The following is a 14,383-nucleotide window of genomic DNA, read 5'->3' as shown; positions in this document are numbered from 1 at the left end:
TTCTATTTATAAATAGAATGGATTTTTTGCTAATTACATATTAGCCATTTTTCTGCATTCGTCTGCACATGAACGGCATACACTTGCACATTTTTGGCAGTGATCATCTTTAAACATAGCACATTCTTGCTCACATTGTTCACAAATCTTAGCGCATAATTCACAATGTTCTTTCGAAAATTTTCCATTCATCGCCATCATTGATACTGACATTTGACACATCATAGCACATTCAACTAAGGTACTTACACAGTTTTTTCTTTCTTTAATGTCTGGTTCATTTAAACATTCATTAAAACATTCATAACATGCTTGAGCACATTTTTGGCATTCATCTATACATGCTTGATGTTTATCTGTCTTATTCGTTACTATACCCATTGTTAAGCCTCCTGAAATTTCATGGTTTTCCTAATTAGGGTCTGTAATTAAATAAATTTTTATACATGCTTTATGTATCTTACTATAATGTTTTAAAAATCAAAACTACCTAATTAAACTTCGTACTATAATCTCTATAATACCCCTTTACTCATTTCAATTAGCCTACTTTCCTCTGACTCATCAAAATTAAAAAGTTATTCAACTTCTTTTTCGTAAATTATTAGAAACTAGATTATTAATGGTTTTCTCTACAACTCTTGGAAGAAAAATAAGCTTATTTGTTTCAGATCCTATAGAAGATTTAACTGAGGAAGAAATAAAAGCTGATATGGAACAAATAGTTGAAAAGAACATATTCGCTCCTAGATTTGGTGAAGAGTTAGAAGCTCCATTAGAAGCAAAAGTAGTTCAAACTGCAACTACTGGATATGACTTAGTTATATAGTTTACATGAAACCCTTCTAAAATTTAGAGGGGGTTTCCTAATAGTATTTTTAATTTTATTGGAGGTATATTCTATATGGAATTAGATTTAATGGCTTTAGTATCTAACTTAGGTTTTCCTGCTATTGTTACTATGTATTTATTAATTAGAATAGAAGGTCAACTTGAAAATCTGAGTACTAGTATAAATTCATTAAGCAATAATATATATGAACTTAATAATAAGAAATAAAAAAGTGTATCTATTTTAAATCATTAAGATTTATTAGCTACACTTTTTTATTTTTCAACTTTATTCTTAAAATACAAGAAATCAAAATTCAATTACTAAACTAAAAAATTATTTTGTTTTGCATAAAAAATATATATACACTTTTACATAAATACGTACTTAAATAACATCTATAGTATTTGTTTTTATATACTTTGTGATACTCTTCTTATGATCTTACTCTAAAGATTACGGTTCTATTTACTTTCTTATAGTTCTATTCAATTGTAATATAATTATCCAATTTTAAGTGTTTTTAACTGCCTATGCTAATTTCCGGAAATATTTGCTTTTGTATCGGAGATCCTAATTCATAAAAATTTGTATAACCATATTCATTGAACCCATTTGATACACATTTTACATTTATATTATCAGTATTATCATACTTGCATATCAGCGCTCCTTGAAGTTCAAGAACATCCTTTGCAATATCCGGTCTAAAACATACATTGTAAGATAACTTATCTTTTATTGATGGATACGCCCATGCATCTTGTACTACCCTTGGAGGCAAATCAAAATACCCTTTAGATATAATTTCTGAAATTTTATATAAATATTCAGTTCCATTACCTACTTCCCTACTAAACTCATCTCTTAAAAAATCATTTATCATATCATTAATTAAAATTGCTTGTTTATTATCTATACCTAATTTTTCATAACTATATTCCATTCCTATAGAGTTTACCTTAATGTCTGCTTTAGCTTCATATACAATTATTGCATAAAAGCTATTATCAGCTAATTTAACCTCTCTAATTGCCACTTGTGGATTGATTGGTGACGTATATAATAATGATTCTCCTGGTTTATTTAGTCTTCCATACTTTGTTATAAATTTTTCTGGAGCATTCCAAAAATCTGACTCAAAGGATAAATTTTCATTAGGTATTTTACTTCCTTTTAATTCTCTTACTCTAAAAAACTTTGTTCCCTTTGGATATATTTGAATATTTGTAGTATATATAAATTCCCCATTAAATGTTAATACTTCTTCAATCGCTTTAGAAATCTCACTATATTCCATATTTTTAATATCTAGTTTTCTAAAACTTCTTATCTTACTCATTAACTCTAACGGATCTACACTTTTTAAAAAGTTTATATGTTTTGAGTTCATGAATTGTCCCTCCCTTATTTTAAAATTGGTTACAATATGTGTCTTAATTATAATGTATATTTATTTTTTGCTATATTCTATCTATACCTATATATGTTAGCATATAAAGGCTATGCTCATTTTTCTTGGTATAGTAAACTGGAATTTAACGATTTCTACATTTGACATATTCAGCCACTAAATAATTAGTTAAAATTCTACTATCCACTAAAATATCTATAAATTAACTTTTATTGACCTTAGGTATGACCGTTTTGTCAATTTCTATATAATTATCAAATTTTTTATCAGGTGTTACAATAGTCAATTTATTGATACCTTCATCAACAGACATATATAAATCTCGATTTCCCGAAATGATTATTACACCCTCTATACTAGATTTAGATTCTATTCTATCCCCTATACTTATAAAATCATAATCATAAGGTCTTAAAGTAGTTAAATCCACCGGAATCACATACCCATAGTTTTTTAAATCTCTAATTTCAGATTCCTTACTAGAAAAATAACTAAGTGTAAGCTCTTTTTCTAGCTTTTCTGTATTGAATTTTGAAACCAAAAACTTATTGTTAATAATAAAATTATTTATTGTAATCCCTGTATGACTTAAATTATTTATTTTTATATATATAACCAAATAAAATATAGGAGCAACAGTCCACAAGTCTGGATTTTGCTCCCCATATAAATATAAAATATTAGGTCGAGCCCTATTTGATAAGGGATTAGGTAAGAATTGCAACTGTTCAAATTTTAATCTTGTTGTAGTTCTTCTAAAATTTAAAAAAGTAAATAATACGCTACAAAATGAAAAAAACAAAGCAGCCAATGAAATTGTTATTGTAATATAATCTTTTATTTGCATTTATAAATCCTCCATATCAACTACAAATACCTATTTACCTTTAAATTACTTTATACTTTTATTATACCTATTCATCCCACTTAATTATCTCTATATCATCACCTTTTACAATTATACTCTCTTAAAATAGCTTCTTGTCTATTCTTTATTTAAATTGCTATATCTACTATGTTGTATTAAATTAACTTCCCACCATTCTATAAACAAAATGCTTATATAGTTATCTCAATATAATATATACTATTATTTCCGTATTTGCAAAAACCGTATCATAAGTAAATGATACGGTTATCTATTTTATTCTAAAAACTATTATTCTAAATTACTAATCTATCTTCTTCTCTTATATTTCTCAATTTTTTGTCTACAATGTTTTTCGTATGTTTTTATGTGATTACGACCTCTTTCAGATCTTATATTTGCAAATAATCTATCAAAGTCCCTTTCAAATGTTGGCCTTGATACACATAAATCATGAATAATTCGAGATAATTTTTCAAATACATTAATTCTATATGAAAATATAATTATATTTTCATTATAAAATTCATCTTCTAATTCAATATTAACACTTTTGAAGTCATTAGATATTGGATACCTCCACTGACCATGTGCTATTTTATTTCTTATGTTTATTGATGGGACTAAATCTTTATCAATTATATCTTTAAGCTCTTTAAATTTAATTTTCATATCCCCACTAAGATTGGCTTCAACAATATTATCTTTAATTAATTTATTATTAGGTGTTAGATAGTTAATGCCATATGCTTTACATATTGCTATTTTCAATGATTTTTTCCATTTTTGCTCTAAACTTAGTTTTTTATCCTCAATAAAATTTTTTTCAAGTTCAGTAAATCCATTTGGTTCATTCACAAGTTTTAAAACCCTAACTTCAGCCCAGCTTGTAACTAAAGCGGATAAAAGTTTATTATATATATTTATTTTAATTTCATCTTCTTGAGATATACTTTGATTTAAATCTAACTTCAATACATCTATTCCTTTTTTAAGATACCTCAAATTCTCACAATGCTTATGATACATATCTACCTCATTTAGATTTCCTAATCGCCAAAAACTACAATCTTCTTAATAATTATAGCCTTTGGCGGTTAGGAATCGAACCTAACTATTATTCTGATCTTCAGTGTGTTTTTACCATTACACCATCGCCCCATATTATACCATTATTATATCATAATATATAAATAGTTTCTATAAAGTTACATAAAAATACCTTTAGTCATACGTTTAAATCTATTCCTATACAACCTATTAATTTATCAAATTGCGCTCTGTTACTTGTAATACGGTTCGCTATTACTTACTCTAAATACTATATTTATATAAGTATAAGTTTTATATTATCTTTAATAAAATATTTATTTTTATGAAACATTTTAACATTATGTTTTTTTGAATTAGGATGTGAAAAATTTATAAATCACTTTCTTCCCTATTTCCCAGTATCTATAATTTTATTTCATAGTATAAACATATCTACAAGTTCCTATCACTAAGTTCAACAATACAACCTTTGCTTATTTAAATCAACCTGTTTCCCTCCACTTCATCAATATCCAAAAGTTCTTCAGCTTCCTTTTCACAGCTCACTATAAATAGCAAATTATTAAAATATCTAAAATTAACAATCTCAAATATAATATTTATATCGCTCTTAGTAATATTATCCTTAAACAAGTCATCTATTAAAAGTACCTTAGATCTTTCATATCTACCAATAATCCTTTCATACTATTCACTATCCATTACATTTTGCTTAATCCTAGTTATAACTTCTCTATAAGTCATATATAAAACACCAACACAATTATCCATTAGCTTATTTGCAATCGCTAGTGATAAATGTTCTTCCCCTAAACCTACTTGTCCTAAAAACATAATGAAGTTGTTTCTAGTATTTTTAATATCATTGAATCTATTTACATAACAATTTTTTCCCATATTAAGGTGATAAATTTATGTTATACTTAAATGTGCAACATCAAAAAAATTAAACTTAAACAAAATGAATATTTAATTTTGTTTAAGTTTTGCTATTAACTATACTAATTCGTTAGGGGTTATATATATGAATAAAAAAAATATTTTTTTAAAACTAATAATATTACTAATATTATTAGTGGTTATTTATGCATCTTCAAGATATTATCTCAATTTGCACAATCTTACTTATACTCATATTGTTAATAATACTTTTATTATGACATTAACAATTATATTTTTATCCATCTTTGTAATAACTATTAACTTTTTAAATGACCTTAAAAATAGAAAATCTTTCGACCTTCTATTATTAATTCTAAATAGATTAAGTATTTTAATTATAGTTATAATGATGATTCTAACTCTATTATTTTCATTTGTTATAATTGCTTTTGCTGGTCCACAACATTTTGTATATAAAAACGGAAATAAAATGGTAGCTTCAGTTAACAGTTTTCTCCAAGTAACAGTGGATTATTATGACTATAAAAATCCATTTATAATGGGTAATCAATTGAGGATTTCTGAAGATTACGGTAACGGAGGTTATGACCCTTTTAAACGTGATGAAATGCCATCAGTTAAGAACTATATTTATTACGATAAGAATGGCAATGTTACAGATTCTAATTATCTAGATGATTAGAATCTGTATATAAAACACTATTATTACATTTAATTATCTCATACATAAACCCTATAATTAAGCTTACTACCCTTAAACTCCACAACACTGCCCCTACTCATTTCAATCAACCTACTCCCCACCGCTTCATCAATATCCAAAAGCTCTTCAACTTCTCTTTCACAACTAACTATAACTGGCAAATTATTAAAATATCTAAAATTAATAATCTCAAGCATAATATTTATATCACTCTTAGTAATACTTCCGTTAAATAAGTCATCTATTAAAAGCACCTTAGCTCTTTTGTATCTAACAATAATCCTTTCATATTCTTCACTGTCCATTACATTTTGTTTAATACTAGTTATAGCTTCTTGATAAGACATATATAAAACTCCAACACAATTATCCATTAGCTTATTTGCAATCGCTAATGATAAATGAGTTTTTCCTGAACCTACTTGTCCTAAAAACATTATTGAGTTATTTCTAGTATCTTTAATTTCATTAAAGCTATTAACATATTTATTAGCTTTTTTATAAGCTTCTACGACTTGAATATCATATGCATAATCGAAGCTTTCAAAAGTCTTTTTCCTAAATTCATCACTTATACCACTTGATTTTAAAATCTCTTCAGCTTCTCTTAATTCTCTACATTCACAAGGAACTGCCACATCCCCTTCAATTATAAATGTTAAATCTCTACACTTATTGCATCTATATTTAGTTTTCTCCCTCAATGAATTCTCTGATTTCTCTAAGTTCTTCTTCTGTTGGCTTTCTATAAATGTTTGAGTCCTCTGAGTTAGCATCTTTTTGATACTTAGATTTTCCATGCTCATTGATAGGTGCTCCATTTTCATTTCCCCCTTGATTTGTTCTTCCAATTTCATAAGCTTTTAAATCTTCAAAAGTCTTTATGTTTTTTTCTATCCATTGTTTTATAATTCCGTTAACATATCCCTTATTACACCTTCCATTATCTGTTGCTATTTCTATAGCTCTTTTAAATAATCTACTATCTATAGTTTCACTAATTTCAATTAACCACTCTGCTACAATTCCATTAATAAGTCCTATGTTTTGCTCATATAGTTTTGCATATTTAGATACATCTTCTTTTACACACATATCCATACCTACATCTTTATTTATGTATTTTTCTTCTTCTTTTTCTTTTTGTTTTTCTTTTTCTTCCCCATAGTGGTTATCTAAGTTGCTTTCAAGTTTGGTCATGGGTATCGATACTGTATTTAAATAGTTGTCCACTTTTTTGATAGGGGTATCGATACTGTATCCATACTTATTACATTCATTTAAAAATAGATTTATTAAAGTTTGACTTTTAATTTCTTTTAACTCTTTTTCTACGCATTTTTTAACTTTTGGGCTAACTATCTTATTGTATTTAACCCAGTTATTTATAAATATCTCATTTGAAGATTTATCATAGACTATCTTTTTATAGCCTTCAAATCTATCTAAAAGTTTTTCAACTGTTTCTCTGTTGTATCCTGTTTCAGTTTCTATTATTCTTCTTGGAAGTTCATAAACTCCACATTGAGTAGTTTTGCTGTTAGTCATTAGATATAAGTAGAAGTATTTCTCTTCTGGTGTTAAATCTAATACAAAACCATCTTGCCAAAAATCTATGTGTACTTGTCTGAAAACTGCCATAATATATCCCCCTTTTTTCTTAGTTAGGTGGGCGTTCATGATAAATATATTCCTTTCCTTCACTGTAAAGCTCTAAAGAACTCGAGCTTTAACGTTTCGTCAATGAATTTATTTACCACTTCACTAGCTCATAAGAACGATCTTGCCACCCCGTGCCTTTTTTGATTGAATACTGATTTATTATTTTTGATTCTTTATTGTAAAATCCTAAAAACTTGAGCTTTAATGTTTCGTCTATGTATTTACTTACTACTTCACTAACTCGCAAGAAAATTCTCGCCGCCCCCAAGCCTTTTTGTGTTTGAATACTACTTTGTTTGTATATACTTATTTCGTTGCTATTTAAAGTAAACTTAGCTGGTATTAACTTGAAAGATCTAAGGAGGTGATTATTTGAATACTATTACTAAGTTAAGTCCATTAAGAAGCTTCTTATATGTATTATTTTTTGTATTTATTTATTTCTCTATAATACATAGTTCTGCCATTTCAGGTGGTCTAGGTATTTTCATTGCTGGATTGATAAATTCATATGATTCATATATCCACTATAAAACTTTTAATACTTTAAACTTCTTATCTATAGTTTTTGCTGTAATGGGCTTACTTATAGGTTTCTCGCTAATTTGCTTTTCATAAATATTTCTTTAGATTTTGATAGTTTATAATTAAAAGTAAGGTGATATAAATTTTAGGAAACTACTAACTTTTATGTCATCTTATTTTTTGTTTGTTAAATTTAATTTTTATCATTTTTAATATATTGCTATTTGAAATTTCCTTAACTACAATTATGTTGAATACGTTAAGGAGGTGTTTAATTGAGTAGCATGTCTAGGTTTAACGCTCTAAAAGTTATCTGCACTTGTATGATTATCTATAACTGTTTCAATTACTCTATTACTTTAACTAGTATAGTGACTCTTTTACTTGGTTTTATATTTTCTTATGAAACTTATTTTGCTTATAAGGATTCTGGAAAATTAGACTTAAAGTCTTTTCCTTTTGCTCTAGTATTTATAGTTGCTGGATTATTTTCTATTTTTTACTACTAGTGTTCTACTTACTATAGTGCTTGTCCATTTTTCAATACATTTTATTTAGTTTTAGCTCTTATATAATTTCATATAAGTATATAGAGGTGATTTATATTGAAAAGTGCAACAAATACTTATACTTTATCTAAATGTTTTTCATTATCTTCTATGTTAGCAATCATTGCTTTAATCTTAATTTGCATTGATATATTTGCTGATATTATTATTTTAAGTATTGTAGGCTTATTGACTATTGGATGTATCAGCTTATATGATATGATCCATAACTATAAGCTTTATAGTATAATACAGTTTTTTTCTTTATTTAATACAGTTGTGAGTTTTACGTTTGCTGCATTAGATATCTTTTCTATGTTTTAAGCTTCATCCTTTATCATAAATAAAAGGAGATAACCAAAGTTATCTCCTTTTATTTATTTTATTATTTTTTTATTAAAAACCCCTTCTAATCCTGCCTTTTTAACTCTAGTTTCTATTTCTTTTTTATCTATTGTATAAAAACCTAAATCCTTCATTCTATTAAAGTAAATACTTCCTGCAAAAGTAAATTTTAACCTATCCGCATGTTCTTCTTTTAATTCTTGGTTAGCATAAGATATAAAGTCTCCAATTGCAATATTAGTTGGTAATTGAAGTAAATACATACCTATAGCATTTCTAGCTGCATTATGCCCAGCTAAAGATCCAGTACATATAGCTTCTGTATGACCTACAAAGAATCCACTTTTTTCTCCACCTACAAATAAGTTTTCAAGTCCTGTTACTCTCATATAGTTATCTCTTGGAGCAACTGAAAAATATCTTACTGAATTTCCCTTTCCTCCTGAGTATGGATCTACTATTATAGCTCCTTCAAATCCTGGAATTTTTCTTAATTTTTCAAGTGGGTAGAACGGTGCCATTAATTTTGCATGACCTGTATCTATTAAAATTAAATTCTTAGCAAACTCAGGTAGTGAGTACTGTTGACAAACTTTTATATCAAGTTTTTCTGTATTTATAAGTTCTTCTGGTAAAGGTATTACAGCACAACCTTTTTCATTTAAATCTTTTTGAATTTCTTCACTTAAACTTTCTTTTAATAGCTTCATAGAACCACTAAAAGCCCCTAACTCCCCTGTGTTTCTTCTTCCATACATATCTTCTATTCCACACTTGCTAGTTATACTAACTCTTCCTCCAAACGAAGGACATCTTAAAACACACATAGCACATCCATTACCATACTTAGTGCAATTTCCCATAGGTCCTGAAGATCCTGTTGTTTCTACAAATGAGTCTCCATTTATAATCTCCCCATCTTCTAAAACAACAGCTTTTATTTTCTTGCCATTTAATTTTACATCTATAACTCTAGAGAAAAATCTTACTTCTATACCCATACTTAATATTTTTTCTCTTACAGGTTTTTCAATTTCTGTTACATTATATATAGTTGAATGTTTGTGCCCTGGAAAATCCATGTCTTTGTGTGTACTATACTTATCTGTTAATTCAAATAGTTCACTTGCTCCTAAGGCTATAGCTTCTTCTGTTGCAGTATATCTTCCATTGTTTCTCATTATTCCTCCAACATTCCCAAGCCCTAGTAAAAGATCTGTTCTTTCTAAAATAGTAACCTCTGCTCCTGCTTTCCTTGCAGATATTGCAGCTGCACAACCAGCCCATCCGCCGCCTATAACTACTACTTTTGCCACTTTAAATTCCCCCTTAAACCTAAAACAAATTTATTTTAAACTTTTTAGATACTCTCTTCCATTAATTTGAGCTTTACAAGATTTCGTTCTCTTACCATTAATTACAACCGTACATCCTCCACATATCCCTTCTCCACATACAATTAAATTATTATTTGCTATTGAGAATCTAATATTTTCGTCAACACTATCAACCAGTTTCATGATTTCCTTATTAAAAGAATTAAATCCGCCGCTATATACAAGTTCTACATTATTTCTTCTTATATAGTCTTTAATTAGCTCTTCATCTTCTTTTATATTTATGAAGTGGATATTGACATTTAACTCTTTTATTTTATCTATAACTTCATCTAAAATAGTTCTTCTAGTGTCTACAAATACTTCTACATGATTATTATTTTTTAAGATATACTTAATTATTTTAGGTGCATTTACTTGAGATAACCCACTTAATATTACCGCTACATTACTATTTGTTGTAAGTTTAAACTCCTTAAGTCCTAATACCCCATTTAAGTATGGACCTCTTACCCATACTTTATCAAAACTTAATAACGATTTAGTCTTATGTCCAACCTCTTTAATTATTACTTTTAAAATTTCATTTTCAACATCTATATCCATAACAGATATAGGTACATTGTATCTTGAGTCAATTTGGTCTTTGCATCTTAATAATATATAAGAACCAGGATTTAATAGTTCTTCTAATAAAATTTTAGGCGTTCTTATCTCTAGTAAGTATATATCCTCTTTTAATTCCTTTTTTGTTACAACATCACACAAAACATCTTGCTTTTCATTGCAAGCTACATTTCGATTATGTTGCAATTCATTGTATACACAAACCCCCTGCCAAATACAATCACAAGTTTTACTGCCTTGTATTAAACTACATTGAATACAATCTCCTGAATATGCTAAATGACACGGACAATATTTGCTTCCGCAATCAGCACATGGTTGTATGCTTATTCTTTTCAAAAGACCACTTCCTTTGGATGATTTTTTAAATGTCTAATTTTTAACTGCTATAATATTAATTTATTATCTAATTTTTATTTTGTTACAATTAAATATTTATATAAATTTTTAAAAACTATATATCATAACTACTACTTTGGAATATAATGTATAAAAGGACATGATTACATATTTAAACTTGCTTATAAATAGTTAGGGGGGAGTTTATGAATTCTAATTTTGTTTTTTCTAATGAACATTTAATAATTCTACTTTTTGTAGCTATATTCTTATTCTTATTGCCTAAGCTAACCAAAAACTTACTTCCATACAGCTATTTAGTAGAAAAAATTATATGCCTATCATTTGTATTCATAATTATATTAGAACAAATATGTTTAATTTCTTTAGGAAGTTATAATGTTTTGTACACACTTCCAATAAACATAACAAGCATAACAATATATTTGTGTATAGCTATTTTATTTTTTAAAAAGTATCATTTATTTAATGTATTTTTCTCATGGAGTATAGTTTGTTCTATAGGCGACTTAATATTTTTTAAAGATTTATATTTTGAGTTTCCACATATTCTTTATTTCTTTTATATAGCATCTAGATTATTACTTTTATATTCTTTAGTTTATTTAGTTGGAGTCAGAAAGTTTTATGTAAATTCTAGATGTATAGTAGATAATATAAAAGCATGTTCTTTATTTTTCTTATTTACTTTTTTATTAAATCAATTCACTAATGCTCATTATGATTATAGTTTTTCAAATGCTAATTTTTATAGCATATTATTGTTCACATTTATTACATCTTTAATTTATTTACCTACATTAATTAAAGATAACAATAGTATTGATTTTAAATTTAAACGAAAAAATAAGTTATAAGAGTATTAAATAGTACTCTTATAACTTATTTTTTTATCTATATTCTTTTTATTTTTTTTAACTATATAAGAACTTATAAAAAACATTCCTATGAAAATTAATCCTATAAAAATCATACTAATTTTCCCATTTTCTAAGATTTTGTTTTTCCATATAAAAATTGGAATTATTAAAATCAATGCACTAATATTATATAAAACTTTATATTTAAGTGGTTCTTCTTCTAAACCATACTTTTCTGATCTATAAAGCTTTAGATATGTTAATAGTATTGAAATAAAAAAAGCACCAATTAATATATATACAAAATATTTGCTAACTAATGGTTTGTCTAAGATCAAGTCGCAAAACAATGCCATTATTGCTATTACTAATGAAAGTTTTTTGATAGTCTCTAAGTACACAGCATAAACAGGTGTATTTATTATATAATCTTTGCATATAGTATCACAAAACTCCCTAGGGTTAACTATATATTTCCCTAAGCTAGTATTTTTATTACTTAAGTTTATATACAAATTATAAACCTTTTGACTTATATCTCTTTTATGAATTTCAAGCATCTTTAAATTTCTTATATACTTTACCATACCAGTGTAAATAATAAAATTTTCATCTGTAAAACTCTTTTCTTTATCCCCCATAAATTCACCCCACTGAATTTAAAATATTTATATATATATTAATTATATCACATATAAACTATCTTTTTTCTTAATTTTCAGATTAATAAACAAAAAAACTTACTTGTTATATTTTACAAAAAAAAACTCGCCACTAGGCGAGTAAATATATACTTTAGTATGTAAGAAGAAAATTTAAAATCTTAGGTTAATTTAATTATACCACAATTTACCTAGATTGTACTAACTTAAGAAATCTTTTAAATTAATTTTGTTAAATTATATAAAGTTCTTGCTCCTTCTCCTGTAGCTCCTTTAGATTTATATCCACTGTCTTTAGAACTAACACTAGTTCCTGCTATATCCATATGAATCCAAGGAGTATCTCCTACAAATTCACCTATAAATAATCCAGCAGTTATACAACCACCATCTCTACCAGGACTATTGTTTAAATCAGCTTGCTTACCTTTTAAAACTTTTTTATATTCATCAAATACTGGCATTCTCCAGATTTTTTCACCTGATGTTTTTGCTGCTTCATCTAATAAAGTATAGAACTCTTCATTATTAGTTAATACAGGTGTTGCAACATCTCCAAGGGCTACTACAGCGGCTCCTGTTAATGTAGCTATGTCTACAACTTTATTAGCTTTTTCTTTATTTATAGCATAATAAACAGCATCTATTAAAGTTAATCTGCCTTCTGCATCTGTATTTAAAATTTCTATTGTCTTTTTGCCCATTGAATTTATTATATCTCCTGGCTTATATGCATTTCCAGAAATTAAATTCTCACAAGCAGCTACTACAGCTATAACATTTTTATTAAGTTTAGCTTTTGCAATACCACACATAGCTCCAATTACAGCTCCTGCTCCACCCATGTCTGTTTTCATATCAACCATAGAGTTAGTAGGTTTTATAGAGTATCCACCTGAATCGTATGTCAATCCTTTTCCAACTAAACCTAATACATCTTCACTATTTTTATCTCCAAAGTATCTCATAACTATAAGTTTAGGCTCTTTATCAGAACCTTTAGCTACTGATAAAAATGCATCCATTCCTAAATTTTCAATTTCTTGCTTACCATATACCTCTGTTTCAAAGCCAAACGTTTTACCTAATTCTACAACTTCATAACCTAGAGTTGCTGGGTATATAACATTTGCTGGTTCATTCACTAGGCTTCTTGATACTAATGTCATTTGTGCAAGTAATTCACCTTCATTTATACTATCTATGAAGCTTTCATTTAAGCCTAAATTTATTTCTATTTCTTCATTAGTTTCATTACTTGTAATATACTTAGTAAAATCATATGCCCCTAATTCAAGACCTTCTACTAAAGCTTTTACATGATCTTTATTTAAGTACTCTTCTATATTTAAAAAACTTACCTTTTTAGATTTCATTTTTTTCAATTTTCTTGATATGTCTCCACCAATGTTTCTTATTTCATCCATAGATAAGTTTTCATCATTTCCTAATCCAACAAACATTACGTTTAAAAATTTATCTTCTGTATATACTTTATTTAATTCTATATTACAACAAGTAGTCTCAAACTCTTCTTTTAAAGCTTCTAAAGCCTTTTCTTTAAATACAACTCTTTTATTTCTGCCTATAAAAAATATACTTAAATCATTTTCTTGTATCAATTTTTTTTCATTCGCAATCTTTATACTCATAATATACCTCCAAATAAATTTATAATAGATAC

General features: G+C 26.9%; 16 protein-coding genes and 1 tRNA gene. 5 read left to right on the top strand and 12 right to left on the bottom strand.

The features are described 5' to 3' along the window. Positions 1 to 33 precede the first annotated feature (33 nt). Positions 34 to 381, bottom strand: a complete 348-nt coding sequence (locus tag GFJ41_RS07315; protein ID WP_035114268.1) for a four-helix bundle copper-binding protein — start codon at positions 379 to 381, stop codon at positions 34 to 36. A 241-nt stretch (positions 382 to 622) separates the two neighbouring features. Here GFJ41_RS07315 and GFJ41_RS07310 point away from each other — a divergent pair, with 241 nt between their 5' ends. Beyond that, complete coding sequence (locus GFJ41_RS07310; protein ID WP_170074990.1) at positions 623 to 829, top strand: DUF2922 domain-containing protein; 207 nt, start codon at positions 623 to 625, stop codon at positions 827 to 829. A gap of 75 nt (positions 830 to 904) precedes the next feature. Then, positions 905 to 1,060, top strand: coding sequence for a YvrJ family protein (locus tag GFJ41_RS07305; protein ID WP_170074989.1), 156 nt, complete (start codon positions 905 to 907; stop codon positions 1,058 to 1,060). A 295-nt stretch (positions 1,061 to 1,355) separates the two neighbouring features. Here GFJ41_RS07305 and GFJ41_RS07300 read toward each other — a convergent pair whose 3' ends face one another. The 5 genes from GFJ41_RS07300 to GFJ41_RS07280 form a co-directional block, all read right to left on the bottom strand. Beyond that, complete coding sequence (locus GFJ41_RS07300) at positions 1,356 to 2,225, bottom strand: hypothetical protein (RefSeq protein ID WP_206001524.1); 870 nt, start codon at positions 2,223 to 2,225, stop codon at positions 1,356 to 1,358. 223 nt (positions 2,226 to 2,448) lie between these two features. Then, positions 2,449 to 3,093 (bottom strand): hypothetical protein, encoded by a 645-nt coding sequence (locus GFJ41_RS07295; RefSeq protein ID WP_170074988.1) that lies wholly within the window; start codon positions 3,091 to 3,093, stop codon positions 2,449 to 2,451. A 330-nt stretch (positions 3,094 to 3,423) separates the two neighbouring features. Further along, positions 3,424 to 4,119 (bottom strand): hypothetical protein, encoded by a 696-nt coding sequence (locus GFJ41_RS07290; RefSeq protein WP_170074987.1) that lies wholly within the window; start codon positions 4,117 to 4,119, stop codon positions 3,424 to 3,426. Between the two features lie 86 nt (positions 4,120 to 4,205). Continuing rightward, positions 4,206 to 4,275: transfer RNA gene (locus GFJ41_RS07285), tRNA-Ser, on the bottom strand. A 579-nt stretch (positions 4,276 to 4,854) separates the two neighbouring features. Next, entirely contained in the window at positions 4,855 to 5,064 is a 210-nt protein-coding gene (locus tag GFJ41_RS07280) for a hypothetical protein (protein WP_170074986.1), read from the bottom strand. A gap of 259 nt (positions 5,065 to 5,323) precedes the next feature. On the opposite strand from GFJ41_RS07280, the gene GFJ41_RS07275 reads away from it, so the two are divergent. Beyond that, the gene (locus GFJ41_RS07275) at positions 5,324 to 5,752 is read left to right on the top strand and encodes a hypothetical protein (protein WP_170074985.1); all 429 of its coding nucleotides are present in this window, start codon (positions 5,324 to 5,326) and stop codon (positions 5,750 to 5,752) included. Positions 5,753 to 5,790: 38 nt separating this feature from the next. Here the strand turns inward: GFJ41_RS07275 and GFJ41_RS07270 are convergent, their stop codons facing one another. Together GFJ41_RS07270 and GFJ41_RS07265 are read right to left on the bottom strand one after the other, a co-directional pair. Further along, entirely contained in the window at positions 5,791 to 6,477 is a 687-nt protein-coding gene (locus tag GFJ41_RS07270) for a DnaA ATPase domain-containing protein (protein WP_264318548.1), read from the bottom strand. Then, positions 6,461 to 7,414: a DnaD domain protein gene (locus GFJ41_RS07265; protein WP_170074983.1), complete on the bottom strand. Its 954-nt coding sequence runs from the start codon at positions 7,412 to 7,414 to the stop codon at positions 6,461 to 6,463. Before GFJ41_RS07265 ends, GFJ41_RS07270 begins: the two co-directional genes overlap by 17 nt. Positions 7,415 to 7,807: 393 nt before the next feature. On the opposite strand from GFJ41_RS07265, the gene GFJ41_RS07260 reads away from it, so the two are divergent. After that, positions 7,808 to 8,053: a hypothetical protein gene (locus GFJ41_RS07260; RefSeq protein WP_046822359.1), complete on the top strand. Its 246-nt coding sequence runs from the start codon at positions 7,808 to 7,810 to the stop codon at positions 8,051 to 8,053. Between the two features lie 832 nt (positions 8,054 to 8,885). On the opposite strand, the gene GFJ41_RS07255 is transcribed toward GFJ41_RS07260, so the two are convergent. Both GFJ41_RS07255 and GFJ41_RS07250 read right to left on the bottom strand, forming a co-directional pair. Next, positions 8,886 to 10,169 (bottom strand): FAD-dependent oxidoreductase, encoded by a 1,284-nt coding sequence (locus GFJ41_RS07255; RefSeq protein ID WP_170074982.1) that lies wholly within the window; start codon positions 10,167 to 10,169, stop codon positions 8,886 to 8,888. Between the two features lie 30 nt (positions 10,170 to 10,199). Next, positions 10,200 to 11,156, bottom strand: coding sequence for a 2Fe-2S iron-sulfur cluster-binding protein (locus GFJ41_RS07250; protein WP_035114331.1), 957 nt, complete (start codon positions 11,154 to 11,156; stop codon positions 10,200 to 10,202). Positions 11,157 to 11,362: 206 nt separating this feature from the next. On the opposite strand from GFJ41_RS07250, the gene GFJ41_RS07245 reads away from it, so the two are divergent. Beyond that, positions 11,363 to 12,034, top strand: coding sequence for a TMEM164 family acyltransferase (locus GFJ41_RS07245; RefSeq protein WP_170074981.1), 672 nt, complete (start codon positions 11,363 to 11,365; stop codon positions 12,032 to 12,034). Between the two features lie 5 nt (positions 12,035 to 12,039). Here the strand turns inward: GFJ41_RS07245 and GFJ41_RS07240 are convergent, their stop codons facing one another. Together GFJ41_RS07240 and GFJ41_RS07235 are read right to left on the bottom strand one after the other, a co-directional pair. After that, on the bottom strand, positions 12,040 to 12,678 hold the full coding sequence (locus GFJ41_RS07240) for a hypothetical protein (RefSeq protein ID WP_170074980.1): 639 nt from the start codon (positions 12,676 to 12,678) through the stop codon (positions 12,040 to 12,042). 239 nt (positions 12,679 to 12,917) lie between these two features. After that, positions 12,918 to 14,351, bottom strand: a complete 1,434-nt coding sequence (locus tag GFJ41_RS07235; protein ID WP_170074979.1) for a leucyl aminopeptidase — start codon at positions 14,349 to 14,351, stop codon at positions 12,918 to 12,920. Between the last annotated feature and the right edge of the window lie 32 nt (positions 14,352 to 14,383).

It is taken from the genome of Paraclostridium dentum, assembly GCF_012922555.1.
In the GTDB taxonomy this organism is placed as follows: Bacteria; Bacillota; Clostridia; order Peptostreptococcales; family Peptostreptococcaceae; genus Paraclostridium; species Paraclostridium dentum.
This window is presented reverse-complemented; position numbering and strand designations above follow the sequence as displayed.

What these genes read in the sequence shown, in the direction of transcription:
- GFJ41_RS07315 (WP_035114268.1), bottom strand. Translation starts at nt 381, where the DNA reads ATGGGTATAGTAACGAATAAGACAGATAAACATCAAGCATGTATAGAT.
- GFJ41_RS07310 (WP_170074990.1), top strand. Translation starts at nt 623, where the DNA reads ATGGTTTTCTCTACAACTCTTGGAAGAAAAATAAGCTTATTTGTTTCA.
- GFJ41_RS07305 (WP_170074989.1), top strand. Translation starts at nt 905, where the DNA reads ATGGAATTAGATTTAATGGCTTTAGTATCTAACTTAGGTTTTCCTGCT.
- GFJ41_RS07300 (WP_206001524.1), bottom strand. Translation starts at nt 2,225, where the DNA reads ATGAACTCAAAACATATAAACTTTTTAAAAAGTGTAGATCCGTTAGAG.
- GFJ41_RS07295 (WP_170074988.1), bottom strand. Translation starts at nt 3,093, where the DNA reads ATGCAAATAAAAGATTATATTACAATAACAATTTCATTGGCTGCTTTG.
- GFJ41_RS07280 (WP_170074986.1), bottom strand. Translation starts at nt 5,064, where the DNA reads ATGGGAAAAAATTGTTATGTAAATAGATTCAATGATATTAAAAATACT.
- GFJ41_RS07275 (WP_170074985.1), top strand. Translation starts at nt 5,324, where the DNA reads ATGACATTAACAATTATATTTTTATCCATCTTTGTAATAACTATTAAC.
- GFJ41_RS07265 (WP_170074983.1), bottom strand. Translation starts at nt 7,414, where the DNA reads ATGGCAGTTTTCAGACAAGTACACATAGATTTTTGGCAAGATGGTTTT.
- GFJ41_RS07245 (WP_170074981.1), top strand. Translation starts at nt 11,363, where the DNA reads ATGAATTCTAATTTTGTTTTTTCTAATGAACATTTAATAATTCTACTT.
- GFJ41_RS07240 (WP_170074980.1), bottom strand. Translation starts at nt 12,678, where the DNA reads ATGGGGGATAAAGAAAAGAGTTTTACAGATGAAAATTTTATTATTTAC.
- GFJ41_RS07235 (WP_170074979.1), bottom strand. Translation starts at nt 14,351, where the DNA reads ATGAGTATAAAGATTGCGAATGAAAAAAAATTGATACAAGAAAATGAT.